The sequence below is a fragment of the Azospirillum sp. A29 genome, assembly GCF_042604625.1.
GTDB lineage: Bacteria > Pseudomonadota > Alphaproteobacteria > Azospirillales > Azospirillaceae > Azospirillum > Azospirillum palustre.
Genome location: NZ_CP170467.1, coordinates 631329 through 656296 on the forward strand (window position 1 = coordinate 631329; position 24968 = coordinate 656296).

Annotated in this window: 27 protein-coding genes and 2 pseudogenes; 20 read left to right on the forward strand and 9 right to left on the reverse strand. The window is 66.3% G+C overall.

Going from position 1 to position 24968, the window contains the following annotated elements:
• Positions 1-4: 4 nt before the first annotated feature.
• The gene (locus ABNQ38_RS30990; protein WP_377811123.1) at positions 5-910 is read right to left on the reverse strand and encodes a LysR family transcriptional regulator; all 906 of its coding nucleotides are present in this window, start codon (positions 908-910) and stop codon (positions 5-7) included.
• A gap of 150 nt (positions 911-1060) precedes the next feature.
• Between ABNQ38_RS30990 and ABNQ38_RS30995 the strand changes: the two genes are divergently transcribed.
• From ABNQ38_RS30995 to ABNQ38_RS31050, 12 genes are all read left to right on the forward strand, one after another.
• The gene (locus ABNQ38_RS30995) at positions 1061-2401 is read left to right on the forward strand and encodes an amidohydrolase family protein (RefSeq protein WP_377811124.1); all 1341 of its coding nucleotides are present in this window, start codon (positions 1061-1063) and stop codon (positions 2399-2401) included.
• A gap of 84 nt (positions 2402-2485) precedes the next feature.
• Complete coding sequence (locus tag ABNQ38_RS31000) at positions 2486-3685, forward strand: arabinose transporter (RefSeq protein WP_377811125.1); 1200 nt, start codon at positions 2486-2488, stop codon at positions 3683-3685.
• Positions 3686-3711: 26 nt separating this feature from the next.
• Positions 3712-4485, forward strand: a complete 774-nt coding sequence (locus ABNQ38_RS31005; RefSeq protein ID WP_377810139.1) for an SDR family NAD(P)-dependent oxidoreductase — start codon at positions 3712-3714, stop codon at positions 4483-4485.
• A gap of 245 nt (positions 4486-4730) precedes the next feature.
• A complete protein-coding gene (locus ABNQ38_RS31010; protein WP_377810140.1) occupies positions 4731-5357 on the forward strand; it encodes a gamma-glutamylcyclotransferase family protein in 627 nt (208 codons plus the stop codon).
• Between the two features lie 115 nt (positions 5358-5472).
• On the forward strand, positions 5473-6378 hold the full coding sequence (locus ABNQ38_RS31015) for an ABC transporter substrate-binding protein (RefSeq protein ID WP_377810141.1): 906 nt from the start codon (positions 5473-5475) through the stop codon (positions 6376-6378).
• Between the two features lie 2 nt (positions 6379-6380).
• Positions 6381-7232 (forward strand): amino acid ABC transporter permease, encoded by an 852-nt coding sequence (locus ABNQ38_RS31020; protein ID WP_377810142.1) that lies wholly within the window; start codon positions 6381-6383, stop codon positions 7230-7232.
• A 15-nt stretch (positions 7233-7247) separates the two neighbouring features.
• Positions 7248-8027 (forward strand): amino acid ABC transporter ATP-binding protein, encoded by a 780-nt coding sequence (locus ABNQ38_RS31025; RefSeq protein WP_377810143.1) that lies wholly within the window; start codon positions 7248-7250, stop codon positions 8025-8027.
• A 23-nt stretch (positions 8028-8050) separates the two neighbouring features.
• On the forward strand, positions 8051-8749 hold the full coding sequence (locus tag ABNQ38_RS31030) for a GntR family transcriptional regulator (RefSeq protein WP_377810144.1): 699 nt from the start codon (positions 8051-8053) through the stop codon (positions 8747-8749).
• Entirely contained in the window at positions 8746-9048 is a 303-nt protein-coding gene (locus ABNQ38_RS31035) for a hypothetical protein (RefSeq protein ID WP_377810145.1), read from the forward strand. The genes ABNQ38_RS31030 and ABNQ38_RS31035 overlap by 4 nt, the downstream gene beginning before the upstream one ends.
• A 37-nt stretch (positions 9049-9085) precedes the next feature.
• Positions 9086-9793, forward strand: coding sequence for a DMT family transporter (locus ABNQ38_RS31040; protein ID WP_377810146.1), 708 nt, complete (start codon positions 9086-9088; stop codon positions 9791-9793).
• Between the two features lie 39 nt (positions 9794-9832).
• A complete protein-coding gene (locus tag ABNQ38_RS31045) occupies positions 9833-9967 on the forward strand; it encodes a hypothetical protein (protein ID WP_377810147.1) in 135 nt (44 codons plus the stop codon).
• Between the two features lie 46 nt (positions 9968-10013).
• Positions 10014-10457: a VOC family protein gene (locus tag ABNQ38_RS31050; protein ID WP_377810148.1), complete on the forward strand. Its 444-nt coding sequence runs from the start codon at positions 10014-10016 to the stop codon at positions 10455-10457.
• A gap of 6 nt (positions 10458-10463) precedes the next feature.
• Here the strand turns inward: ABNQ38_RS31050 and ABNQ38_RS31055 are convergent, their stop codons facing one another.
• Positions 10464-11111: a GntR family transcriptional regulator gene (locus tag ABNQ38_RS31055; protein WP_377810149.1), complete on the reverse strand. Its 648-nt coding sequence runs from the start codon at positions 11109-11111 to the stop codon at positions 10464-10466.
• Positions 11112-11365: 254 nt separating this feature from the next.
• Here ABNQ38_RS31055 and ABNQ38_RS31060 point away from each other — a divergent pair.
• Positions 11366-11745 (forward strand): annotated as a pseudogene (locus ABNQ38_RS31060) (IS3 family transposase); the annotation flags it as partial.
• Between the two features lie 62 nt (positions 11746-11807).
• Here ABNQ38_RS31060 and ABNQ38_RS31065 read toward each other — a convergent pair.
• The 5 genes and pseudogenes from ABNQ38_RS31065 to ABNQ38_RS31085 all read right to left on the reverse strand — a co-directional run bounded on the left by ABNQ38_RS31065 (position 11808) and on the right by ABNQ38_RS31085 (position 16103).
• Entirely contained in the window at positions 11808-12962 is a 1155-nt protein-coding gene (locus tag ABNQ38_RS31065) for an iron-containing alcohol dehydrogenase (protein ID WP_377810150.1), read from the reverse strand.
• A gap of 26 nt (positions 12963-12988) precedes the next feature.
• On the reverse strand, positions 12989-13435 hold the full coding sequence (locus ABNQ38_RS31070) for an acyl-CoA thioesterase (RefSeq protein WP_377810151.1): 447 nt from the start codon (positions 13433-13435) through the stop codon (positions 12989-12991).
• 37 nt (positions 13436-13472) lie between these two features.
• On the reverse strand, positions 13473-14675 hold the full coding sequence (locus ABNQ38_RS31075) for an acetyl-CoA C-acyltransferase (RefSeq protein ID WP_377810152.1): 1203 nt from the start codon (positions 14673-14675) through the stop codon (positions 13473-13475).
• Positions 14672-15624 (reverse strand): annotated as a pseudogene (locus ABNQ38_RS31080) (SDR family NAD(P)-dependent oxidoreductase). The gene ABNQ38_RS31075 and the pseudogene ABNQ38_RS31080 overlap by 4 nt, the downstream one beginning before the upstream one ends.
• Positions 15621-16103, reverse strand: a complete 483-nt coding sequence (locus ABNQ38_RS31085) for a MaoC family dehydratase (RefSeq protein ID WP_377810153.1) — start codon at positions 16101-16103, stop codon at positions 15621-15623. Before ABNQ38_RS31085 ends, ABNQ38_RS31080 begins: the two are co-directional and overlap by 4 nt.
• Positions 16104-16344: 241 nt before the next feature.
• Here ABNQ38_RS31085 and ABNQ38_RS31090 point away from each other — a divergent pair, with 241 nt between their 5' ends.
• On the forward strand, positions 16345-16989 hold the full coding sequence (locus tag ABNQ38_RS31090; protein WP_377810154.1) for a TetR/AcrR family transcriptional regulator: 645 nt from the start codon (positions 16345-16347) through the stop codon (positions 16987-16989).
• A 65-nt stretch (positions 16990-17054) separates the two neighbouring features.
• Here ABNQ38_RS31090 and ABNQ38_RS31095 read toward each other — a convergent pair whose 3' ends face one another.
• The gene (locus ABNQ38_RS31095; RefSeq protein WP_377810155.1) at positions 17055-18626 is read right to left on the reverse strand and encodes an AMP-binding protein; all 1572 of its coding nucleotides are present in this window, start codon (positions 18624-18626) and stop codon (positions 17055-17057) included.
• A 232-nt stretch (positions 18627-18858) separates the two neighbouring features.
• On the opposite strand from ABNQ38_RS31095, the gene ABNQ38_RS31100 reads away from it, so the two are divergent.
• The 6 genes from ABNQ38_RS31100 (at position 18859) to ABNQ38_RS31125 (ending at position 24294) form a co-directional block, all read left to right on the forward strand.
• Positions 18859-19593 (forward strand): enoyl-CoA hydratase/isomerase family protein, encoded by a 735-nt coding sequence (locus ABNQ38_RS31100; RefSeq protein ID WP_377810156.1) that lies wholly within the window; start codon positions 18859-18861, stop codon positions 19591-19593.
• 40 nt (positions 19594-19633) lie between these two features.
• Positions 19634-20860: an ABC transporter substrate-binding protein gene (locus ABNQ38_RS31105; protein WP_377810157.1), complete on the forward strand. Its 1227-nt coding sequence runs from the start codon at positions 19634-19636 to the stop codon at positions 20858-20860.
• 73 nt (positions 20861-20933) lie between these two features.
• A complete protein-coding gene (locus tag ABNQ38_RS31110; protein ID WP_377810158.1) occupies positions 20934-21698 on the forward strand; it encodes an ABC transporter ATP-binding protein in 765 nt (254 codons plus the stop codon).
• Positions 21691-22413, forward strand: a complete 723-nt coding sequence (locus ABNQ38_RS31115; protein ID WP_377810159.1) for an ABC transporter ATP-binding protein — start codon at positions 21691-21693, stop codon at positions 22411-22413. The genes ABNQ38_RS31110 and ABNQ38_RS31115 overlap by 8 nt, the downstream gene beginning before the upstream one ends.
• Before the next feature lie 15 nt (positions 22414-22428).
• A complete protein-coding gene (locus ABNQ38_RS31120) occupies positions 22429-23316 on the forward strand; it encodes a branched-chain amino acid ABC transporter permease (protein ID WP_377810160.1) in 888 nt (295 codons plus the stop codon).
• 3 nt (positions 23317-23319) lie between these two features.
• Positions 23320-24294: a branched-chain amino acid ABC transporter permease gene (locus ABNQ38_RS31125; protein ID WP_377810161.1), complete on the forward strand. Its 975-nt coding sequence runs from the start codon at positions 23320-23322 to the stop codon at positions 24292-24294.
• A gap of 103 nt (positions 24295-24397) precedes the next feature.
• On the opposite strand, the gene ABNQ38_RS31130 is transcribed toward ABNQ38_RS31125, so the two are convergent.
• Entirely contained in the window at positions 24398-24961 is a 564-nt protein-coding gene (locus ABNQ38_RS31130; protein WP_377810162.1) for an isochorismatase family protein, read from the reverse strand.
• Between the last annotated feature and the right edge of the window lie 7 nt (positions 24962-24968).

A 24968-nucleotide genomic window follows, 5' to 3' on the forward strand; every position in this document is an offset into this window, starting at 1 on the left:
AAGACTAGAGACTTTGAACGATCCCATCGCAATAATCGATGAATGCCCGGACCTTGGCCGGCGGATGCTGGCGCGAGGGATGGTAGACGAAAAGCGGAAAGCGTTCGCCATGCCAGTCGGGGAACAGGTCGATCAGCGCGCCCGACACCAGCCGCGCACCGACGCCCCACCCGATCACCTGCGCAATTCCGGTACCAGCGAGACATTCCTCCAGCAACGATTTGGGATCGGTGAAGGTCAGTGGCCCGGTCGTCGGCACCTCGACCGCTTCGTCGCCGCGGATGAACTCCCAGCCGAAGGGACGCCCCGAGGAGGGGTCGATGAACTGCAGGCAGCGATGCCCCGCAAGTTCCGCTGGATGCGCGGGCTTGCCGTAGCGGCTGAGATAAGCGGGTGACGCCACGGTGAGGATTGGCGCCTCGATCAGTTTGCGCGAAATCACGGTCGCCCCGCGTGGCTGGCCGAAGCGGATGGCGAGATCGATGCCGTCCGCCACCAGATCGCCGAAATGGTTGCGCGTCACGAACTCGATGATCAGATCGGGGTGGCGTTCGCAGAACGTGCCGAGCCGTCCGGCAAGCACCAGCGGCAGGAAGAAGGGGTCGATATCGACCCGCAGACGCCCCCGAACCGCCGAGGCGGCACCGGCGGCCGACACCGCGGCGTCCTCGATGGCATCGAGATGAGGTTTCGCCTCCTCGTAGAAGCGCCGGCCTTCGTCGGTCAGGGAGACCGAGCGGGTCGTGCGGTCGAGCAGGCGAACGCCCAAGCGCGCTTCCAGCCGACCGACTGACCGGCTGACGCCGGAGTCGGTGAGTCCGATCAGTTCGGCGGCTTTGACGAAGCTACCCGCTTCGACCACGGCCGCCAGCACGCTGACCCCGGACAGAATCCGTCCATCGAATGCCATGCGCCGCTCCACCTTTTGCCGGAACCTGATTTTCAGTCAGGAATGATCTGACACAATCTCACTTAATTCAAGAGTGGTTCCGGGCGATATCGGTTGCGAGGTACCGAGGCCCCACAAGCCAAGGCGCCAAGCGACCATGAGGACTGGACCATGACGCACAGCAATTCCCGCACGCTTTTCAAAGGCGGCACGATCGTCGCGATGAACAGGGAGACCGCCGCGCCGCCGGTCGGCGACATACTGGTCGAGGGTGACCGGATCGCTGCCATCGGGGCGGACCTGTCCGCCGCGGACGCCCAGGTGATCGACGCCACCGGCAGCATCCTTCTGCCCGGCCTGATCGATGCCCACCACCACATGTGGCTCGGCGTGATGCGGCGGATGATGCCGGATGTCGATGATCTCTTCGCCTATATCGACGTCGTCGCCGAGACGCTGGGCACGCATTATCGCCCACTCGACATGTATCTGAGCACCAGACTGACGGCGCTCGCCTGCCTCGACGCCGGCATCACCACGGTCATCGATGCCTGTCACAGCGCGCGCAGCCCCGAACATACCGACGCGGCGCTGGACGCCCTCGACGATAGCGGCATCCGCGCCCTTCACATGGTCGGCGCCGCGATGGACAAGGGAGCATCGGGCGCGCATATCCCCGCCGATCTGAAGCGTCTGGCCGACAATTGGAACCAGGGTGACGGGCTGGTGCGGGTCGGGCTGTTCGGCCAGTTCAACATCGACTGGTGGCGGGCCGCCCGTGCGCTCGACATGCGCATCCTCACCGAGTTCATCGGCGATCTGGCGACGCTGGGACCGGCGTTCGACGAGCCGGGCCTGCTGGGCAGCCACAACATCTTCAATCACTGCACGCGCCTGCCGGAAGAAACCTGGAAGCGTCTCGCCGCCGCCGGGGTCAATGTGACCGTCAATCCGCGCTCCGACGCTCTCTTCGGTTTCGACGACGAGGGCTTCGCCTGGCAGCAGGCGGTCGATCACGGACTGGCGCCTGCGCTCGGCATCGATCTCGACACCGCCTTCGGCAGCGACCTGTTCGGCGAGATGCATGCGTTGTTCGGCCAGCAGCGCTCGGCCATGCGCTATCGCCGGTTCCGGGGCGAGGAGACCGCGCCCGCGCCGATCTCCTCCGAAGCGGTGCTCCAGTCCGCCACCGTCAACGGCGCGCGTGCCGCCGGCCTCCAGGACAGGATCGGCGTGCTGGCGGTCGGCCGTCAGGCCGACATCATCATGGTGCGCACCGACGACGTCGCCGTCTTTCCGGTCACCGACGCGGTCGGGACCATCGTCCATGCGGTGGAACGCTCCAACGTCGACACGGTCATGGTGGCGGGCGGCATCCGAAAGCGCGCGGGCAGGCTCATCGGCGTCGATCTGCCCAAGCTGCAGGCCGAGGTGAACGGTTCGCTCGGCCACCTGCTCCAGGCCAGCGGTTACCGGCCGGGGCGCTCCGGCGCGGGCGCCAAGGCCGCCTGAGCGAACGGGACCCAAGAGAAGGTGACGCCGCCTCTTTGCGGGCGGTGTCTTCCTCCACATCAGAGAACCTACACGGAGGCTGCCATGCCGGCACTTGCCGTCAAGGATGCGCAACAGTCCGATACCGTGCCGCAATTCCTTTCCCGCCCCGCGCCGGGCATCATCGCGGCGCTGTTCTGCGGCTATCTCGCCGTCGGGCTGCCACTGCCGGTGCTCCCGCTCTTCATCCACGACAAGCTGGGCTTCAGCACCTTGGTCGTTGGACTGGTGATCGGCATCCAGTTCCTGGCGACCGTGCTGACGCGCGGCTATGCCGGCCGTGTCACCGACCAGCATGGCGGCAAACGCTCGGCGCTTCAGGGGGCTGCGATCGGCGCACTCGCCGGCCTGCTCTATCTCGTCGCATCCCTGCCGGGGCTTTCGCCCGGGCTTAGCCTGACGCTCCTAGTGGTGGGCCGACTGGCGGCCGGTCTTGGCGAAAGCCAGTTCGTCACCGGTTGCGTTTCCTGGTCGATCGCCTCGGTCGGACCGCAGAGGGCCGGTATGTCGATGTCCTGGACCGGCATCGCCATGTTCGCCGCGCTCGCCATCGGTGCACCGGTCGGCATGCTGCTTTACCAGGGCTATGGTCTCGCGGTGGCGATGGTCGCCTGCATCGTCGCGCCGCTCGCCTCCATCGCCATCGCCTTGCGCCGGACCTCCTATGCCACGCCGGCCGGTCCCCGGCTGCCATTCCACAAGGTGGTCGGCCAAATCTGGCGCGAGGGGCTCGGCCTGACGCTGCAGGGGGTCGGCCTGTCAGGGCTGACGGCCTTCGCCTCGCTCTATTTCGCGGCACGTCACTGGAACAGTGCCGGTCTGGTCATGACCGCCTTCGGCGTCGGTTTCATCGCGGTGCGCGTCGTTTTCGGCAGCCTGCCCGACAAGACGGGCGGCTATCGGGTCGCGCAGTGGTCACTCGCGATCGAGGCCGTCGGGCAGGCGATGATCTGGTCGGCACCGACCGATGTCATGGCGCTCGCCGGTGCCCTGGTGACGGGCCTCGGTTGCGCCCTGGTCTTTCCGGCGCTCGGCGTGGAAGCCTTGAAGCGGGTGCCACCCGCCAATCGCGGCAGCGCCATGGGCGCCTTCGTCGCCTTCCTCGACATCGCTTATGGTGTTTCGGGTCCGGTGGCGGGCGTGATCGCCGGGCAGTTCGGTTATGCCGCCGTGTATCTGTTCGGCGCGGCCTGCGCACTGGCCGGCGCGGCCCTGGCCGGCGCCGCGCGTGGCGCACAATCCTGAAAATTCTCCATCGGAAGGAGTTCTCCATGTCCCGCATCTTCATTTCCGGCTCATCGACCGGGCTCGGCCTCATGACAGCCGAGCTGCTCATCAAAAAGGGCCATCAGGTAGTCCTGCATGCCCGCAACGCCGACCGGGCCGAGGACGCCCGCAAAGCCTTGCCACGGGCCGAGGCGGTCGTGATCGGCGACGTTTCGACCATCGCCGGCAGCAAGGAGGTCGCCGCCCAGGTCAATGCACTCGGCAGGTTCGACGCCATCATCCACAATGCCGCTGTCGGCTATCGTGAGGCGCACCGTCTGACGGCCGACGGCCTGCCGCATGTCTTCGCGATCAACACGTTGTCGGCTTACATCCTGACGGCCCTGATCGACCGTCCGCAGCGGCTCGTCTATCTGTCGTCAGGCATGCATCACCATGTCGACGCCAATCTCGACGACATCCTGTGGAAGAAGCGGCGCTGGAACGGCTCGCAAGCCTACGCCGAGAGCAAGCTGCACGACGCGATGCTGGCCTTCGCCATTGCCCGCCGCTGGCCGGAGGCCTTCTGCAATTCCTTGGAGCCGGGCTGGGTGCCGACCAGGATGGGCGGCCCCAGCGCGCCCGACGACATGGATCAGGCGCATCTGACCCAGGCGTGGCTTGCCGCGGGAGACGATCCCAGGGCGGATGTGACGGGAGAATATTTCTATCACATGAAGCGCATGTCCCCGAACCCGCAGGCGCTGGATCCCCGTCTTCAGGACCGGCTGACCGCCCTCTGCACCGAAATCTCCGGCGTGACGTTGCCTGCAGCATAAGGAGAAGCGTCGCGCGGCTCGGTTCCGTTGCAAGGTTTTCCAGCGGGCGCAGAGCCCCCCGGGGCAGCGTCGTCAAGCGGCGACCCCGAACAACAGCGTCGTCTTCGGTCAGCCTGTCGGCAAGCGGCTGTTGCGCGGCCCCGGCAACAGCCCGGCGCCGCCGAACGTCGACCACCGTCAGTTCGACGAGGTCCATCGGGTTGGCGCCGCCGAGGCGTTCCTGGCCATCGGAAGCATTCAACAGCGTGTTCGTCCACATCGGCAGATTAGCGGTTGTTAGGATATATTTTGTCGTATACGTTCATGTATATGTTCTGGCGGGCGCGTTCGACCGCCTTGCGGAACCGCAAAATCCACAGCGAGGGTTTGAGATGTATTATTTCGGGTACTGCACGTGGTTGAATCCGCCGGAACTGCACCGGTACTTCCCGGAGGCGAAGGTGGTCACCAAAGGCTACGTCGCGAACCACAAGCTGGAGTTCCACGCGGCAGCCGGCCGCGCAGATCGCGGATGGTGTCATCTGTCCAATACCGGCCGGGCCTGGGGCAACAACGTGCTGGGCATCGTCGTCGAACACCCGGACCATCATTTCGAAGAGGATTATGACGACTTCGAACGCTGCTTCGTCAGCGTTCGCGGCGACGATGGCAAGGTCTACGACTGCTGGACCTACCGCATGTCGGCGCCGGGTTCGGCGATGCGTCCGCCCAACTTCTATTGGAACCATATCCCCGAAGGCATGAAGCATTGGGGCTTCCCGGACGAGTATGTCCGCTCCGTGCTGGCGATGTACGAGGAGGCCGCAGCCTGCCCGCGGGCCGACCGCCCGAACCCGTCCACCGTTCCCGGCCGCTCGGCAGAAACGCGTTGATGACATGCGCCCCTCCACCGAACGGCCGCCACAGAATGCGGTCCGGCGGAGGGGCGCCATCGCCGCCGACAAAAGACACCAAACAAAGAACAACAGGAACAGAGGAGAAACTTCGATGCGTCTGCCCCCTTCGGCCACTTCCAGTCGGACCATGCCGGCTTCGATCGCGGCGGTGGTCGCCTGCCTGATCTCGATGTCGCTGCACGCCCCCGCGCACGCCCAGATCGTCAGCGAGGCCGCGGCCCTCGTGCCGAAGCCGATCCGCGATGCCGGCACCCTGCGCGTCGGGTCGCAGCAGACCTTCCCGCCTGTTGAATTCCGCCAGGACGGCAAGACCGAGCCGACGGGCGTCAGCGTCGATCTGCTGAATGAGGTGGGCAAGCGCATCGGCCTCACCATAACCTTCGTGCATGGTGAATACGCCGCACTGATCCCCGGACTGGAGGCCGGCCGCTTCGATGTCGCCTCGGGCGGCATCAGCGACACCGAAGAGCGCGAGCAGAAGGTCGATTTCGTCAATTACCTGATGTCCGGCGGCAGCATCCTGGTTCGCGCCGGCGAAGCGGACAAGCTCAGGAGCCTCGCGGACTTCTGCGGGAAGTCGGTGGCCACCCTGCTGGGCAGCCGCGTCATCATGGCGGCGGTGGAAAAGGCGTCGGAGACCTGCGTCGCCGGAGGCAGACCGCCGATCGCCGCCAACCAGCTGCCCGCCGCACCCGATGCCCGCATGCAGCTCGACCTTGGGAGGGTCGACGGCTATCTCGGCGACTTCCCGGCGCTCGTCTACATGAAGGCGCAGGTGCCAGGCAAATACGCCATCGCCGGCGGCAACCATATCCTGACCCCATACATCACCTCCTGGGGCTTCCAGAAGACCTCGCAGCTGAAGGACGCCGTACAGAAGGCCGCGCAGAGCATGCTGACCGACGGTACCTACAAGGCCATTCTTTCCAAGTGGGAGATGGAGGGCGCCGCCTTGCAGGAGATCACCGTCAACCTGCCCGCCAGCAAGAGGAAATGACCGTGGCCGCCAGCTGCGCAATGGCCGAACCACGGGCCGTCCGCGTGAAGCACCGCGTGCGCTGGGGAGCCTGGCTCCTCAGCACCGTCGTCCTTCTGGTGACGGGCATGCTCCTCGTCGCGGCAATCCGTGCGAAGATCATGAACCCGGAGGTATTCCTAACCTACCTCACGAGCGAACAGGTACTCCTTGGCGCCCGCAACGCCCTCGTTCTCGGAACTTTGGCGCTGGCGCTGGCCAGTGTGATCGGCCTCGTCGTCGCCCTGATGCGGGTCAGCGGCAACCCCATCCTGGCCGGTCTGTCGGCTACCTACGTCTATTTCTTCCGCGGCACGCCGATGCTGATCCAGCTGCTGTTCTGGTTCAACGCGCTGCCCACCATGTTCCAGCGCCTCTACCTGACGGTCCCCTTCACCGACATCGTCCTGCTCGATGCGCCGACCACCACGGTGGTGACGCCGTTCGTCGCGGCACTTGCCGGGCTCGGCCTTGCCGAAGGTGCCTACATGGCCGAGATCATCCGCGCCGGCATCCTGGCGGTCGACAAGGGCCAGCGCGCCGCCGCTCGCGCCATCGGCATGACCGAAGCGCAGGTGCTACGCCACGTCGTCATCCCGCAGGCGGCCCGCATCATCATCCCGGCCGGCGGCAACCAGTACATCATGCTGCTGAAATCGACGTCGCTGGCATCCGCCATCGGCTTCCTGGAGCTGCTGCGCATCGCCACGGACATCTACTCGTCCAACTTCATGGTCATCGAACTGCTGGCGGTCGCCGCCTTCTGGTACCTGATGATGACGGCCTTCGCCACCGCCATCCAGACCGTGCTCGAAAAGACCTTCCCCCAGCGGTAGCCCCAAGAGGACGACATGGACACCTCCCTCAAGGCTGCGGCCGTGGTGCTCGACTGCGTCTCGAAATCCTACGGACCGGTCGAGATCCTGAAGAACGTCTCGGTCTCCATCGCGCCGGGGGAGGTGGTTACCCTCCTCGGCCCGTCGGGAGCCGGAAAGTCCACCCTGCTGCGCTGCATCAACCACCTGGAGACGATCAGCGCCGGCCGCATCTATGTGCATGGCAAGCTCATCGGCTATCGCGAGGCCGGCCACACCCTGCACGAGCTGTCCGACCGCGAGATCGACGCCCAGCGCCGCTCCATCGGCATGGTGTTCCAGAGCTTCAACCTGTTTCGCCACATGACGGTGCTGCAGAACGTCATGAGCGGGCCGATCCATGTGCTGCGCACGCCGAAGGCGGAGGCCGAGGCGCTGGCCCGCGACCTGCTGGCGAAGGTGGGCCTGCCCGACAAGGCCGGCCGCTACCCGTCCGAACTGTCGGGCGGTCAGCAGCAGCGCGTCGCCATCGCCCGCACCCTGGCGCTGGCCCCCAGCGTCATGCTGTTCGACGAGCCGACCAGCGCACTTGATCCCGAATTGTCGCAGGAAGTGGTCGCAACCATCCGCAGTCTGGCGGAGCAGGGCTACACCATGCTCATCGCCACGCACGAGATGGCCATCGCCCGGGATTTCGCCGACCGCGTGATCTTCATGGTGCATGGCGAGGTGGTGGAGGATGTGCCGGCGCGCAGCTTCTTCACCTCGCCCCGCCACGAACGCAGCCGGCAGTTCGTCGCCCGGCATGCCGGCTGAACGGCCGATCGAAGGATATTGTCATGCCAGCCCCCCTCGACCGCAAAACCACCGAAGGCCTCCCGGATCGGGATCCCGCGCGCAAGCGCGCCGGCACCGAGCTGCTGGCGGCCGATGTCCACGCGCGTCTTCGCAGCCGGATCCTGACCTTCGAGATCAAGCCGGGCACGCGACTGGTGGAGGACAAGATCTCGGCCAGCCTGGAGGTGGGCCGCACGCCGGTGCGCGAAGCGCTGCTGCGCCTCCAGGGCGAAGGGCTGGTCAGCCGGGAGAAGGGATGGGTGGTGGAGAGCACCGACGCCGCCAGCATCGACCGCGTGTTCGAAAGCCGCGTCGCCATCGAAGGCTACGCGACACGGCTCGCCGCGCTGCGCACCGCTCCCGCCGACCTCCGCGAACTGATAGCCCTGGTGGAGGAGATGGACGGTTTCGAAACGATGAGCCGCGCAGCACTCAACCAGCTCAACCGCCACTTTCACCAACGCATCGTCGCCCTATCCGGGAATCCTTTCTTCGTGGAGATGCATGAACGCACCCAATTCCATTACTGGAATATGCGCCTTCCCGTCCTCTTCACACGGGAGCAGGCGATGGTGACGAACGAACAGCACCGGCTGATCCTCAGTGCCCTGTCCTGCGGTGACGCCAACGCGGCGGAACGCCATGCGCGCGAGCATGTCGCGACGACGCATCGGATCGTCCGCGACGCGCTGGACGGATGACGATCACGCTGGAAACCACCGGCACCCACCTCTACCCGGGTGCCCGGGGAACGGTGCGGGACGGGCCTCCGCCGTCGCAGCGGGAGCAGCGGCCGACCTCCTGCCTGATCCTGTTCACCGATGGCACGGCCGCGGCCGGAACGCTGAGCCCCCGCGGCGTCATTGAGTGGCTGCTTGCGGTGGACGCTCATCGGACCGGGCGTGGCACGACCATCTCGTCCAAATGCTGGATCGTCGTGTTCGACCGGACCGTGACGCCGCCGTCCTTGCGTGTGCGGTCGATGTGCCCGCCCGCGTGACCGCCGCCCTTCTCATCCTCCTTGGAAAGCCAGTTCCATGAAGCAGCCCCCGCACAGTTCGCTTGCCTGTGGAATCGGGCTGATCGTCGGATCAATGCTGCTGTTCAGCCTGTCGGACGTGCTGGCGAAGCGGCTGGCACAGAGCGTCCATCCCGTCGAGATCGCGTGGCTACGCTGCCTGGGTGCGGTGATTCTGATGCTGCCGGTCGTGGTCGCCCGGCCGAACCTGCTGCGCAGCGTGCGCCCGCATGTCCAGGTGACCCGCGGGCTCTGTCTGTTGGCGTCGACGACGTTGCTGGTCGCGGCCCTGCGCCATCTCGGGCTGGCCGAGGCGACGATGCTGGTGTTCATGTCGCCGTTCATCCTGACCGGGCTTTCGGCGCTGCTGTTCGGCGACCGGGTTTCGGGGGCCCATTGGGCAGCGGTCGGTATCGGACTGGCCGGGGTGACGGTGGTCGTGCGGCCGGGGCTGGACGGGATGACCGTGGCGGTCATGCTGCCAATCCTGTCCTCGCTGTTCTGGGCGATCGGGATGCTGTGCACGCGCCGCATCGGCGATGGGGATTCGCCGGTGACCACGTTGCTCTGGTCGGTGGCCGTCGGCCTCGCCGCGGCGAGTATCGCCCTACCCTTCCACGCCACCATGCTGGATGCCGCGCAGGCCCTTGCCGCAGCTGGCATGGCGGCGACCTGGACGGCGGCGCATTTCTGCATCGTACTGGCCTACCGCAGCCATCCGGCGTGACAACTGGCGCCCTTCTCCTATTCGCAGGTCGTGTGGTCTGTGATCCTCGGCTACGCTGTATTCGCAGAACTGCCCGACGCCCCCGCCTTCCTCGGTTCCGCCCTGATCCTGTCCGGCGGCCTGCTGGCGGCGCTGCGCCGCCCGGCCGCCCCGCTGCGGCGGCACGGGGCGTAACCTCCCGCCCGTTGAAGTCATACACATCAAAGGAGCCAAGACCGGCATGCCGTCCCTTTTCAACACGCTGCACCACGTCTGCATCGTCGTCCGCGATCTCGACAAGGCGGTCGCCTGCTATGAATCGCTGGGTGTCGGCCCCTGGTACGATTACCCCAAGGGCGGGCCGTACCTGGAGTTCGAGGTGCCCAACGAAGCCGCCTCAAAGGCGATGCGCTACAAATGTGTCGATCTCGCCAACATGCAGATCCAGTTGTGCGATCCGGGCGAACTGGATTCACCGCAACGCCGCTTCCTGGAGGAGCATGGCGAAGGCGTCTACCACCTCGGCTTCGAAGTGCCGGACCGCGATGCCGCCGAAGCGGAGGGCCGTGCGAAGGGCTTGGGCGTCATCGCTCGCGGCCGCCGCGCCGACGGCACCGGCTTCTGCTATTTCGACACCCGCCGGGATGCCGGCGTGGTGCTGGAAATCCGCAAGTCGGCCCGCTGACCGGGTTTAAAAGCCGTCCAGTGTGTCCCTGACGATGTCGTAGGTAGTCCGGACATGCTGCCGCGCGGCCTCCTCGGCCGCGTCTTCGCGGTGTTCGGCCAGCGCACCCAGGATCAGCCTGTGCTGGTCGTTGGCGACTTGCGTCTGCTCCTTCGTGAAGATGATGGGCAGACGCATGTTCCAATAGTGGAACAGGGTCTTCTCATGCATATCCGCGAAGAACTGGTTGCCCGACAACTCGATGATGCGGCGATGGAAGCTGCGGTTCAACTGGTTCAGCTGCGCGCGGGGCATCTGTTCGAAGCGGTCCATTTCCTCAACCAACTGGCCGAGTTCCTGGACATGCCCATCCGTCACCCGCGTGGCGGCGAGCCGGGTGGCATAGCCTTCGATGGCGATGCGGCTTTCGAAGATGGCCTGCATGTGGGAGGGGTCGGTGCTCTCCACCACCCATCCCTTCTCCCGGCTGACCAGCCCCTCGCCCTGGAGGCGCAGCAGCGCCTCGCGCACCGGCGTCCGGCCCACCTCCAGGCTGGCCGAGATCTCGTCCTCAACCAGACGCGTGCCCGGCTTGATCTCGAAGGTCAGGATTTTGGTGCGGAGCCGCGCGTGGACATCGGCTGCAAGAAACTCCGTGCCGTTACGCTTGCTCATGAACCCTGCTCCCTCCCGATCCGACGGCCGGCCATCCGGGCCGATACCGCCCCGACGGATTCAGGAGGGCAACAGCCGCAACACCCAGCGTTGTTCATCCTTGAAGCATAAAGACCGCATGCTTGGCAAACCCTCCGACTGCGGCATTCGCTCCGACGAGGCAGGCTCGCCCCGGCAGGAAGCACCGCCAGGACGCGGGCAATCGTTCGACATGGCAGGCATGGCCGGAAGCCGGTCTCGCCTGCTGCCATCCATGGGCGATGCGCGACCATATGCGCGCCGAACTCGCCGCCTCGGCCCCGGACATGGCCATCCAGCGCCAGCGGCCACCTGTGTGCCTCATCCGGCATTCCGATCGCGGCAGTCAGTATGCCTCCCGGGACTACCGCGACCTGTTGCAGGCGGCCGGGATGCGGCAGTCCATGTCGCGCAAGGGCTGCTGCAACGACAATGCTCCCATGGAGAGCTTCTTCCACACTCTCAAGGTCGAGTTGGTCCACCGCACTCGTTTCAAAACCCGCGACCAGGGGCGCCGGGAGATGTTCGCCTACATCGAAACCTACTACAATCGCCACGCGCCCACTCGGACATCGGATACATCACCCCCGAACAGGCCGAGCTAAGAGCTGCATGAACTCGTGTCCACCCAACCGGGGCAAGATCACCGACGAGAGCCTCGGCTTTGCGGAGCTGGAGTCAGTACGCTTGGCTGTATAGGGCCAAGGCATCGTCATAGGAGACCTCGCGCGGATTGTTGATCAGGAGCCTCTGCACCTTCATGGCGTCGGTGGCCAGCATCGGCAAATCGTCGCGCCGCACGCCGACCTGCTCCAGCCGCTGCTCCATCGGCATGGCGGCGACCAGATCGCGCATGGCGCCGAGGAAAGCGTCCGCCGCCTTGACCGGGGTGGCGAAGGAGCGGCTGGGCAGGATCGCCGGGGCGAGTTCGGCATAGAGTTCCTGGGCGGCCGGCCGGTTGAACTCCAGCACCGGTCCGAGCATGAGTGCGTTGCTCAGCCCGTGCGGCACATGGAAATGACCGCCCAACGGGTAGGCTAGAGCGTGGACGGCCCCGACCGGCGCGTTGGCGAAGGCGATGCCGGCGAGCAGCGAGCCCTGGAGCATGGCCGCGCGCGCGGCGACGTTGCGTCCGTCGGCGATGACGGTGCGGATGTTGCCGCCCAGCAGGATCAGCGCCCGCAGTGCGAGGCTGTCGGACAGTGGGTTCTTCTTGTGGCGGGTGGTGTAGGCTTCGATGGCGTGGACCATCGCATCGATGCCGGTCATCGCCGTGACGCGCGGCGGAAGCCCCAGCGTCAGGTGAGCGTCCAGCACCGCCAGATCGGGATAAAGCAGGCTGGAGACCACCCCCTTCTTTTCGCTGGTGGGCGTGGTCACGATGGCGATCGGCGTCACCTCAGACCCGGTGCCTGCGGTGGTCGGCACCTGGATCAGCGGCAGGCGCGGCCCCTTGGCCAGACCGATGCCGTAGATGTCCGGCAGTTCCTGCGGCGTACCGGTCAGCAGGGCGACCAGTTTCGCCGTGTCCAGCGAGCTGCCGCCACCGACCCCGATCACGCCGTCGGCCCCGGCGTCGCGGGCCGCCTGCACCGCCAGCGCGACCGACTGCTCGGGCGGGTCGGCAACGACGTCGGAGAACAGGGTGCAGACCGTCCCGGCAGTCCTGAAACCGGCCTGGACCGGCTCCAGCAGCCCGGCTGCGACCAGACCGGCGTCTGTGACGATCAGCACGCAGTGGATCCCCAGTCCCTTTGCCATCTCGCCCAGCCGGGTCGCCGCCCCCGCCTCGCACACCAGCTTGCGCGTGGTTTCGAACACGAAGTCCGTCATGTCTCGATCCTCACCGGAAAGGGGCGTCAGGCGGTAGCAGCCGGCGCGACCAGCCGTTCGAGCACTGCGCGAAGTTTCTCCGGCAGCGCCGCTGGGCGGCGCGTCTCGCGATCGACGTAGACATGCACGAAATGGCCGCAGGCCGCCGGGGTCGGATCGTCGTTGCGGAACAGTCCCACTTCGTAGCGGACGCTGCTGGTGCCCAGCCGCGCCACGCGCAGCCCGGCCTCGACCCGATCGGGGAAGCTGACCGGCGCGTAATAGCTGCAGCCGGTGTCCACCACCAGTCCGATCACCGGGCTGGTTTCAATGTCGAGCGCACCGTTCTCGATCAGGTACTGGTTCACCACCGTGTCGAAGTAGCTGTAATAGACCACATTGTTGACGTGGCCGTAGGCGTCGTTGTCCATCCACCGGGTCGGGATGGTCTGGAAATGGGGGTAGGTGGCGCGGGTGTCGTGCTTGCGGTCCATTCGGGTTCCTCTCTGTCTCGCGTTTGATCTTGGGGACTCAGGCGACGTCGAACAGGCCGGCGGCGCCCATGCCGCCACCGACACACATGGTGACGACGACATGGCGCACCCCCCGGCGCTTGCCCTCGATCAGGGCGTGGGCGACCAGACGGGCGCCCGACATGCCGTAGGGATGACCAATGGCGATGGCCCCGCCGTTGACGTTCAGCCGCTCGTCGGGGATGCCGAGCCGGTCGCGGCAATGGATCACCTGTGCCGCGAAGGCCTCGTTCAACTCCCACAGCCCGATGTCGTCGACAGTCAGGCCGTGCTGCTTCAACAGCTTCGGCACGGCGAAGACCGGACCGATCCCCATCTCGTCCGGGTCGCAGCCGGCAACGGCGATGCCCCGGTAGATGCCGAGCGGGTGCAGGCCCCGCCGTTCGGCCTCCCCCGCCTCCATCAACACGCTGGCCGATGCGCCGTCCGACAGTTGCGAGGCGTTGCCGGCGGTGATGAAGCGCCCTTCCTGGATTTGCTGGCCGTCGCGGAACACCGGCTTCAGCGCCGACAGCCCGGCCAGTGTGGTGTCCGGCCGGTTGCTCTCGTCGCGGTCCAGCGTCACCGCGTGGCGGGTGGTCTCGCCGGTCGCCTTGTCGAGACGGGTCATGGTGGTGGTGACCGGCACGATCTCCGCGTCGAAGCGCCCGGCGTCCTGCGCCTCGGCGGTGCGGGCCTGGGAACGGGCGGCGTAGGCGTCCTGCGCCTCGCGCGGCACGCCGTAGCGCGCCGATACGATCTCCGCCGTCTCGATCATCGCCATGTAAATGTCGGGGCGGTGCTCGACCAGCCAGGGATCGCGCCAGCGGTCGACGTTGATGCGCTCGGTCTGCACCAGCGACAGCGATTCCAGCCCGCCGCCGACCGCCACGGTCATGCCGTCGGCGACGATCTGCTTGGCGGCGATGGCGATGGCCATCAGGCCGGAGGCGCATTGCCGGTCCACCGACTGTGCCGCCACCGAGGTCGGCAGCCCGGCGCGCAGTGCGCACTGGCGGGCAAAGTTCATGTGGGTGGCGCCCTGCTGCAGCGCCGCCCCCATCACCACGTCGTCGATCTCGGCGGGATCGATCCCGGCGCGGGCGACGGCATGGGCGATGGCGTGCCCGCCCAGGGCCTGCGCCTGGGTATCGTTGAAGGCACCCCGGTAGGCCTTGCCGATCGGGGTGCGGGCGGTCGATACGATGACGGCTTCTCTCACCGGTCTTCTCCTTGGCCGCGGTCCGCGTTCGGACCGGCGGCATCCGCCGCGCGCTTCAGGATGCGGTCGACGTGGCTCAGGCCGGCGTCGATCTCGTGCTGGCGGTCGAGCGACGCGATCTCGGCGAAGCGGGCGGCCACGGCTTCCGGCGTGCGCTCGCCCTCCGGCAGAAAGACGCCGTCCGATTCGACGATGACGAGCCGGGCATAGGTACCGGCGCCGGCAAGGATCACGGTGCGGCTTGGCGCCTGCTCCGACACCAAGAACAGAGCCGCCGGGGTGACGAAGTCGGGGTTCAGCCGGGCCAATGCCGTCTCGTCGAGGATGTCGGACGTCATGCGGGTCGCCGCCGTCGGAGCGACCGCGTTGACGTGGATGCCGTTGCGCACGCCCTCCAGATGCAGGACGTTCATCAGCCCGACCAGACCGGCCTTCGCGGCGCCGTAGTTCGATTGGCCGAAATTGCCGTAGACGCCCGAGGTCGAGGTCGTCATCAGTACGCGGCCGTAACCCTGCGCCCGCATGATCGGCCAGACCGCGTGGGTGACGTTGGCCGCTCCCATCAGATGCACGTCGACGACCGAGCGGAAATCATCCAATCCATCTTGGCGAAGCTCTTGTCGCGCAGGATGCCGGCGTTGTTGATCAGCACGTCGATACGGCCCCACAGGCCGTGGGTGCGCTCGACCATGGCAGCGACCTGCGCCGGGTCGGTGACGTTGGCGCCGTCGGCGATGGCCTCGCCGCCGCGGTCGCGGATCTCCGCAACCACGGTTTCGGCGGCGCCCGAGGCGCCGCGGCCGTCGCGCCCGCCGCCCAGGTCGTTGACCACCACCCTGGCGCCGCGTGCTGCCAGTTCCAGCGCATAGCCACGCCCCAGGCCGTTCCCCGCCCCGGTGACAATGGCGACGCGCCCGTCGAAACGGATTCCGTCGGATTGAATGCTCATGCCGCGTCCACCTGTTCTTTCAAGAGGGTCAGGATGATCCAGTCTGCCGCCAGCGCCGGCTTGCCGCCGCCTTCGATCTCCACCGTCACCGCATAGCGTGCGACCAGTTCCCGATCCGACCGGCGGGTCGCTTCGCTCAGCACGAAGCGGGCGCGGACCCGCGCGCCTGACCTGACCGGCGCCAGGAAGCGGACGCGGTCGAAGCCGTAATTGATGACCATCGCTTCTCCGGCGATCACCGGCAGCACGCCCGCGCCCATCGCGGTCAACAGCGACAGCGACAGGAAGCCGTGGGCAATGGTGCCGCCGAAGGGGGTGTCGCGGCTCGCCCGCTCGGGGTCGACATGGATGAACTGATGGTCGTCGATGACGTCGGCGAAGGCGTCGATGCGCTCCTGGGGGATCGTGAACCAACGCGACGCGCCAATCTCGCCGCCGACGCGCCGTTCCAGGTCCCCAGGGGAAACAGGTTCGATCATTGAGGGTCTTCCCGTGTCCGTTTGGCCGTTGATCGGATGCGGTCGCCGCAAAGTTTGCTTGCGCCGCGCACAAAAAACATACCAAGTAGTATGTGAGCATCCCGGTCCTGTCCAGGCAGAAATGTTGCTTGAGGCATGGATTGGTCCTAGCTTCGCCGAACCGACCGACGCCGCGACCTCGCGGCGGGTCGGTGCGGGCGAAACGGGTTGGTCGTCGACGAACATATTGAGTTGGAACTGGATGATGTGCAGTGAAAAGAACCCGCTGTCGCCCCGCATAGACAAGACCGGGAACATCGACATCCTGACCGCCGCCGCCGAATGCTTCATGGAGCAGGGATACCACGCGACGAGCATCGACGATGTGGCCCGGCGTCTAGGCGCCACGAAAGGCCGCATCTATCATTATTATCGTTCGAAGACGGAGTTGTTCTTCGACGTCCACCGCGAGGGGATGAGACGCAACTTCGAAGCCGTCACCCCGGTGATGAAGGGACCGGAGCCGGCGGCGCGGCGCCTCGCCGCGATGTTCCGCCAGCACGCTCTCTCGATGATGGAGAATCTCGCCCTGGAAGCGGTGGTGGTTCAGGGCGTGGAGATGCACCGCTTCGGCGCCACGACGCCCGAGCAGCGCCGGACGCTGGCCGAGCTGATGACCGTGCGCAACGACTTCGAGAGCCTGTTCAAGCGGGTCGCCTACGAAGGCGTCGAGGACGGCTCGATCCGCACCAGCGACGTGTCGGTGGCGGTCAAGGTGGCACTGGGCGCCATCAATTGGCTGTCGATCTGGTATCGCCCCCGCCCGGCCGAGACCCGCGACGACCGCGAAATCCTGGCCGACAAGATCGTCGACTCGATCATGCAGGGGCTGAACGCGCCGCATTGACATGGAGAAGCCCTCATCCCGCGTTGGGACAAGGGCTTCGAGGTTCTTGGGAGGCCGCGGGCTTGTCAGGCGAGAGTTTCCCGCTTGAAGCGGATGCCTGCCGCCTCGCGGTCCCAGCACTCCTCCGTCAGCCCTTCGGCGCGCAGCGTGTGCTTCTGGAGCTTGCCGCTGGCCGTCTTCGGCAACTCCTTCACCACGCGCACGTAGCGGGGCACCATGTAGTGCGCCACCCGCGCGGCCAGGAAACCGACCAGTTCCGCCGGATCGACTGACGCGCCGGGAACCGGGGCGACGACCGCCAGCACCTCGTCCTCGCCGACCGAACTGGGCACCGCGACCGTCACCGCCTCGCGCACCGCCGGATGGGCGCCAATCTCCGCCTCCAGCTCGAAGGAGGAGATGTTTTCGCCGCGGCGGCGGATCACGTCCTTCAAGCGGTCGACGAAGAAGAAGCGGCCGTCCACTTCCATGCGGAAGGCGTCGCCGGTGTGGAACCAACCGTTGCGCATGGCCGCCAGTGTTGCCTCCGGGTTTCGGTAATAGCCGGAGCCGAGGGCCCAAGGGCGATGGGAGCGGATGATCAACTCGCCGACCGTGCCCGGTGGCAGCTCCGCGTCGTTGCCGTCGACCACGCGCAACTCGAAGCAGGGTCGCACGCGGCCGCACAGGCCCGGCACCATCCCCTCCGGCCCTGCCGTCAGGGGGCTGGCGATCTCGGTCATGTTGTAGACGGTGTGGAGTTCGACGCCGAAGCGTGCGCCGAAGCGCGGTGCGTCGTCGCCGAAGGGGACGATGAAAACCTTCTTCAGGGTATGGTCGCGGTCGTCCGGCCCCGGCGGGGCCTTCAGCAGGAAGCTCGCCATGACACCAAGAAGCAGGACCACCGTGCTGCCGGTGTCGCAGATCGAGTCCCAGAACTCCGACGTCCGGAACTCCGGAACCATCGCCATGGAGCCGCCCTTGCCCAGCATGCAATAGACGTAGAGCGTGCTGCCGCAATGGAAAATCGGCCCGCAGATCATGCAGCGGTCGTCCGCCGTGATGCTGTCGAAGGCGTCCGGCCCCATCGTGTAAATCTGCACGTAGGACGTCACGACCCCCTTGGCCGCCCCGGTCGTGCCCGATGAATACATGATCGCATGGGGGTCCCAGGGCTGGATCGGCCGGTCGAGGTCCAGGTCAAGTCCGGCGTCGGCGGGCGCGTCGACCAGCGGCGCGATGGTGACGCCGGGCAACTCGGGCGGGTCAAATTCCGCCGCGCCGACGGTGAGGACCGTAGCCAGAGCCCCCCGGTCGATCTCCGCCAAGCGGCCGACCAACGCCGTGTGGGCGATGAGGACTGCGGCGCCGGCGTTCTCCAGCATGTGCTCCAGCGGGCGTCCCCGGCTCGCCGTGTTGAGCGGCACATAGACCGCCCCGAGGTAATTGACGGCAAACCATGAGGTTAGCAAATCGGGCCCGTTCCCCATCCAGCACAGCACATGGTCGCCCTGGCGCACGCCTTGCGCGCGCAGGGCCGCGGCGCGGCGGCGGACACGCTCCAGCGTCTTCCGGTAGGTCCAGGTCTCGCCCCGCCAGAAAGCGACGAACACCGCGTCGGGCTGCAGCGCGGCCTGTCTTTCCAGAAGATTGCGCAAGACGCACTCGTCCGCCGTGGGGATCCGCCCCCGATCATCTCCGTGCATCGCCGAAAACCCTCCCTCTTCTTCCAACCACGATGTCTAGCCGTTGGGCCGCCCACCGCCCGTCAGCGGCGGCCATCCATATGTTTGCATCACCAATCAAGAGATTGCAACATACTCGGTAGAATGTTAGGTCATGAAGGCCGGCTGGGATGACCGTCGGTTTGGGATGAAGGGGACAATTGGGATGAGCTTCGTTTCGGTTGAGCAGTCGGACGGGGTGGCGCTGGTCCGCTACGACCGTGGGGGACGGGCCAATGCCTTGAGCGCGGCGGCGATTACGGAGCTGACGGACGCGGCCCGCCACCTGTGCACCGACACCACCGTACGGGTGGTGGTGCTGACCGGCACCGCCACGGTATTTTCAGGCGGCATCGACCTGTCCGACCCACAGCTCTGGCCGACCGACGGGGATGTCCTGGAGCAGCATGCCGCCATCGAGCGCGGCCGGATCTTGTGCGACGCCTGGGCGACGTTGCCTCAACTCACCATCGCCGCCGTCGAAGGGCCGACGATCGGCGGCGGCGGGGTGCTGGCGATGGCGTTGGACTGGCGGGTTTTCGGGCGCGGCGCACATCTGCGCCTGCCGGAAGCCCGGCTCGGCTTCGCCCTCGCCTGGGGCGGCCTCCCGCGTCTGGTATCGTTGGTCGGCCCGGCGCGGGCTAAGCGGATGCTGTTCACCAATTTGCGCGTCGACGCGGGGCTGGCGCTCGACTGGGGCCTCGCCGACCTCGTCGCCGAGGACGGCGCCGTGGTCGCGGACAGCCTGCGGCTGGCCCGTGACGCGGCAACGGTCCCTCCGCTGATCTTGCGCATGACCAAGCGCGCCATTGACGCCCAGACCGACCAGACGCGTCTGGCCCATGGCGACAGCGACCAGTTCCTGCTCGGCCGCCTGCTGCGCGACGCCGCCGAGGCCTGAGCTTTTTTCGAAACAGCAGAAGAATAGGGAGGATAATCGCATGAAGTCGCTCAAGACGGCCCTGCTCGCGGGCATGGCCACCGTCACCCTGGCAGGCATACCGATCGGCACGGCCCACGCGCAGGTTTCCGACAATGTCGTGAAGATCGCCGTGCTCGACGACATGACCGGCATTTACGCGGACCTCGCCGGGCGCGGTTCAGTGGTCGCCGCGCAGATGGCCGTCGAGGATTTCGGCGGCAAGGTCAAAGGTGCACCGGTCGAGGTCGTCCATGCCGACCATCAGAACAAGGCCGACATTGCCGCCAGCATTTCCCGCCAGTGGATCGACCGGGAACAGGTCGACGTGATCGTCGATGTCGGCAACTCCGCCGCGGCGCTGGCGGTGCAGGAGGTGACGCGCGAGACCGGCCGGGTCCATCTGAACTCCACCGCCGGCAGCACCGAACTTACCAACGAGAAATGCTCGCCGACCGGCGTACATTGGACCTATGACACCTACGCCCTCGCCAACGGCGCCGGCCGCGCCCTGACACAGCAGGGCAACAAATCATGGTTCTTCATCACCGCCGACTACACCTTCGGCCGCAGTCTGGAGACCAACACCGCGAACGCGGTCGAGAAGGCCGGTGGCGCGGTTCTGGGCGCGGTGCGGGCGCCGGTCGCGACGCCGGACTTCTCGTCTTTCCTGCTTCAGGCGCAGGCGTCGGGCGCGCAGGTGGTGGCGCTCGCCAACGCCGGGGGTGACTTCGTGAATGCGGTGAAGCAGGCCAACGAGTTCGGGTTGAGCCAGGGCGGCCAGAAGATGGTCGGCATGCTCGTCTTTCTGACCGACATCGACAGCCTCGGCCTCGAGGTGACCAAGGGGATGGTCATCACCACCGGCTGGTATTGGGACACCGACGAGCGGACACGGGAGTTCGCCCGACGCTTCGGCCAGCGGCACGAGGGCAAGATGCCGACCATGGCCCAGGCCGGCGTCTATTCGGCGGTGCTGAACTACCTGAAGGCTATTGATGCCGCCGGCACCGACAAGGGTCTGACGGTCGTCAACCAACTGAAGAGCATGCCCATCGAGGACATGTTTGCTCGCAACGGCAAGGTCCGCGCCGACGGTCGCATGGTCCACGACATGCATCTCGTCGAGGTCAAGAGCCCCGCCGAGTCCAAGGGCCGGTGGGACTATTACAAAATCCTCAGCACCATCCCCGGCGACGACGCCTTCCTGCCTCTGTCCGAAAGCAAGTGCCCCCTGATCAAGGGCTGAGGATGGCGGATCGATGGCGCCGTGCCGGCTGCCAGCACGGTGCGGGAACGGGAGGGAGGTGACGGAGGTGCCGATGAGTGACGACATCATCCTGGAAGCGCGCAACCTGACGAAGGAGTTCAAGGGGTTCGTGGCGGTGAAGGAGGTAAACCTCCAGGTTCGCCGCGGCACCATCCACGCGCTGATCGGCCCGAACGGCGCCGGCAAGAGCACGGTGTTTAACCTGCTGACCAAGTTCCTGACGCCCACCCGCGGCCAAATCCTCTACAAGGGCCGCGACATCACCCGCACCAAGCCGGCCGACATTGCGCTGATGGGGCTGGTCCGCTCCTTCCAAATCTCGGCCGTCTTCCCGCACCTGAGCGTGCTGGAGAATGTCCGCGTCGCGCTGCAACGGCCGCTCGGCACCAGCTTCCACTTCTGGAAGTCCGAATCGTCGCTCCACGACCTGCACGACCGGGCGCTGGAGTTGATCGAGGCGGTCAATCTCACCCCCTGGGCCGGCCACACCGCCGCCGAGCTGCCCTATGGCCGCAAGCGCGCGCTGGAGATCGCCACCACCCTGGCGCTTGACCCGGAGGTGATGCTGCTCGACGAGCCGCTGGCCGGCATGGGCCATGAGGACATCGAGGGCACCGCGGCGCTGATCAAGCGCGTTGCCGCCGACCGCACCGTGCTGATGGTGGAGCACAATTTGTCGGTCGTCGCCCACCTGTCGGACACCATCACCGTTCTGCGCCGCGGCGAGATCCTGGCGGAGGGGCCCTACGAGGTCGTGTCGAAGAACCCGCAGGTGATGGAAGCATATATGGGCACGGGGGGGACCGGACATGCCTGACGGGATGAACACCAGGACGGCCATGCTGAAGATCGCCGACCTGCACGGCTTCTACGGCGAGAGCCATGTGCTTCACGGCGTCTCGCTGGAGGTGCGGCAGGGCGAGGTGGTGACGCTGCTGGGCCGCAACGGCGCCGGCAAGACCTCGACCATGCGCGCCATCATGGGCATCATGGGCAAGCGCACCGGCTCGATCCGCTTCCAGGGGCAGCAGCTGATCGGCATGGCGCAGCACAAAATTCCGCGCCTCGGCATCGGCTATGTGCCGGAGGAGCGCGGCATCTTCTCCAGCCTCAGCGTGGACGAGAACCTGACGCTGCCGCCGGTGGTGAAGGAAGGCGGGATGACGGTCCCGCAAATCCACGAGCTGTTCCCCAATCTGAAGGGCCGCGGCTCGACCCAGGGTACGCGGCTGTCGGGCGGCGAGCAGCAGATGCTGGCCATCGCCCGCATCCTGCGCACCGGCGCCACCCTGATCCTGCTGGACGAGCCGACCGAGGGGTTGGCTCCCGTCATCATCGAGCAGATCGGCGTCGCGGTGCGAGCCTTGAAACAGTGCGGCTTCACCATCGTGCTGGTGGAGCAGAACTTCCGCTTCGCCGCCACCATCGCCGACCGCCATTACGTGATGGAGGAAGGCCATGTGGTGGACATGATCCCCAACGACCAGCTCAACGCCAACATGGACAAGCTCCACACCTATCTCGGCGTGTGAGCGGGAGAGCCTCTCATGTTCCAGTTCCTCGGCGTTCCGCCCCAAGTGTTGTTCGGGCAGCTTCTGCTCGGACTGATCAATGGTTCCTTCTATGCGCTGCTCAGCCTGGGGCTGGCGGTGATCTTCGGCATGTTGAACGTCATCAACTTCGCCCATGGCGCGCTCTACATGGTCGGCGCCTTCGTGGCGTGGCTGCTGCTGACCTATGCCGGGATCGGATACTGGGGGGCGCTTATCGTGGCGCCGCTGGTGGTCGGGCTGCTCGGCATCGCGCTGGAAAAGTCGATGCTGTCGCGGCTCTACAAGCTCGACCACCTCTATGGCCTGCTGCTGACCTTCGGTCTGGCGCTGATCCTGGAGGGGGCGTTCCGCCACCAGTACGGCGTGTCGGGCCAGCCCTATCCGATCCCGGACGCGCTGAAGGGCGGGCAGAATCTTGGCTTCATGTTCCTGCCCAACTACCGCGCCTGGGTCGTCGTCGCCTCCCTCACCATCTGCTTCGGCACCTGGTTCGCCATTGAGCGGACGAAGCTGGGCGCCTATCTGCGCGCGGCGACGGAGAACCCGACGCTGGTGCAGGCCTTCGGCATCAATGTGCCGGTGATGGTGTCGCTGACCTACGGCTTCGGCGTGGCTCTGGCCGGGCTGGCCGGCGTGCTGGCGGCGCCGATCTATCAGGTGTCGCCGCTGATGGGGACCAACCTGATCATCATCGTCTTCGCCGTGGTGGTGATCGGCGGCATGGGCTCGATCCTGGGCGCCATCGTCACCGGGCTGGGGCTGGGGTTGCTGGAGGGGCTGACCAAGGTCTTTTACCCGGAGGCCTCCAACATCGTCGTGTTCGTCGTGATGGCGATCGTTCTTCTCATCCAGCCCGCGGGCCTCTTTGGACGGGAGCGCTGATCCATGAGCGTCGCCAGCAATTCCACCCACGTCGCCCTGCGCGGCCCTGCCCGCGGCGCCGGAACGGCGGTGATCGCCGCCGTCCTGCTGCTGATCGCCGTCGCCGCACCCTTCATGCTCTACCCCGTCTTCCTGATGAAGGTGCTGTGCTTCGCGCTGTTCGCCTGCGCCTTTAACCTGCTGATCGGCTTCGCCGGCTTGCTTAGCTTCGGCCATGCCGCCTTCTTCGGCGGGGCCGCCTACATCGCCGCGCATGTGGTGAAGGTCTGGGGCTGGGCGCCGGAATTCGGGCTGATCGCCGCCACCGCGGTCGCCGGCCTGATGGGTCTGGTCTTCGGGCTGATCGCCATCCGCCGCCAGGGCATCTATTTCGCCATGATCACCTTGGCGCTGAGCCAGATGGTGTTCTTCCTGGCGCTCCAGCTTCCCTTCACCCATGGCGAGGACGGCATCCAGGGCGTGCCGCGCGGCACCCTGTTCGGGCTGTTCGACCTCAGCCAGCCGCTGACCATGTACTACACCGTGCTGGCCATCTTCGTCGCCGGCTTCGCCCTGATCTGGCGCACGGTGCATTCGCCCTTCGGGCAGGTGCTGAAGGCGATCCGCGAGAACGAGCCGCGTGCGGTGTCGCTCGGCTACCGCACCGACCGCTACAAGCTGGTGGCCTTTGTGCTGTCGGCCTCTCTCGCCGGACTGGCCGGCGGCACCAAGGCGCTGGTGTTCCAGCTCGCCAGCCTGACCGACGTGACGTGGCAGATGTCGGGCGAGGTGGTGCTGATGACGCTCTTGGGCGGCATGGGCACTTTGTTCGGGCCTGTGGTCGGCGCCGGGCTGGTGGTGACGCTGGAAAGCTATCTCGCCTCCACCAGCCTGCCGGTGCCGGTGGTGATCGGCTGCATCTTCGTCGTCTGCGTGCTGGTCTTCCGCCGCGGCATCGTCGGCGAGCTGCTGGTCTGGCTCAAAAATCGGCCGAAATGAACGGCTCCGTCAGATGCCGCGCCACGCCTGGGCCGACCGATGGATGGGGTGTTCTCGATCGGGCTGTAACGCCCGCGGCCGATACACTGTAGGCGCATACAGTTCAGGTTGTTCGCTCGGACAGGAGATTGACAATATCATGTGTTGTGCCGGTTTCGCCGAGTCTGGGAAAAATTCGATCGAGGCTGTTGGCGTGCGCTTCGGCACTGAGATCGGTCATGGCGTCAATGGCGAGGGTAACGTTGAAGCCGAGTTCATGGGCTTGGCGTGCGGTTGATTCGACGCCGATACTCGTCGCTACGCCGCAAACCACAACCTGGGTGACTCCGGCGGATTTGAGGTATTCCTCAAGGTCGGTTTCGGTAAACGCTCCCCATGTTCTCTTGGACACAAGGTGATCCTGCGGCTGCCGATTCAATTCCGGCAGCAGTTCGGACCAGTCAGGCGGGAGTGCGCCGCTGAAATGGCTCTGGTCCGTCCGGCCGGGCGCCGCCCCCACGACGTTGACCAGGACCACGGGAAGATCGTGTTGGCGGAAGATGCCGGCCAAACGGGCGGCGCTCTCCAACACGTTCGTAAAGGGATGAGCGACGGGCATCGATGCCATGATTTTCTGTAGATCTATGACAAGCAGCGCCGTTCTGGAATCGAGTTGCGTCACAGTCATAATGGCC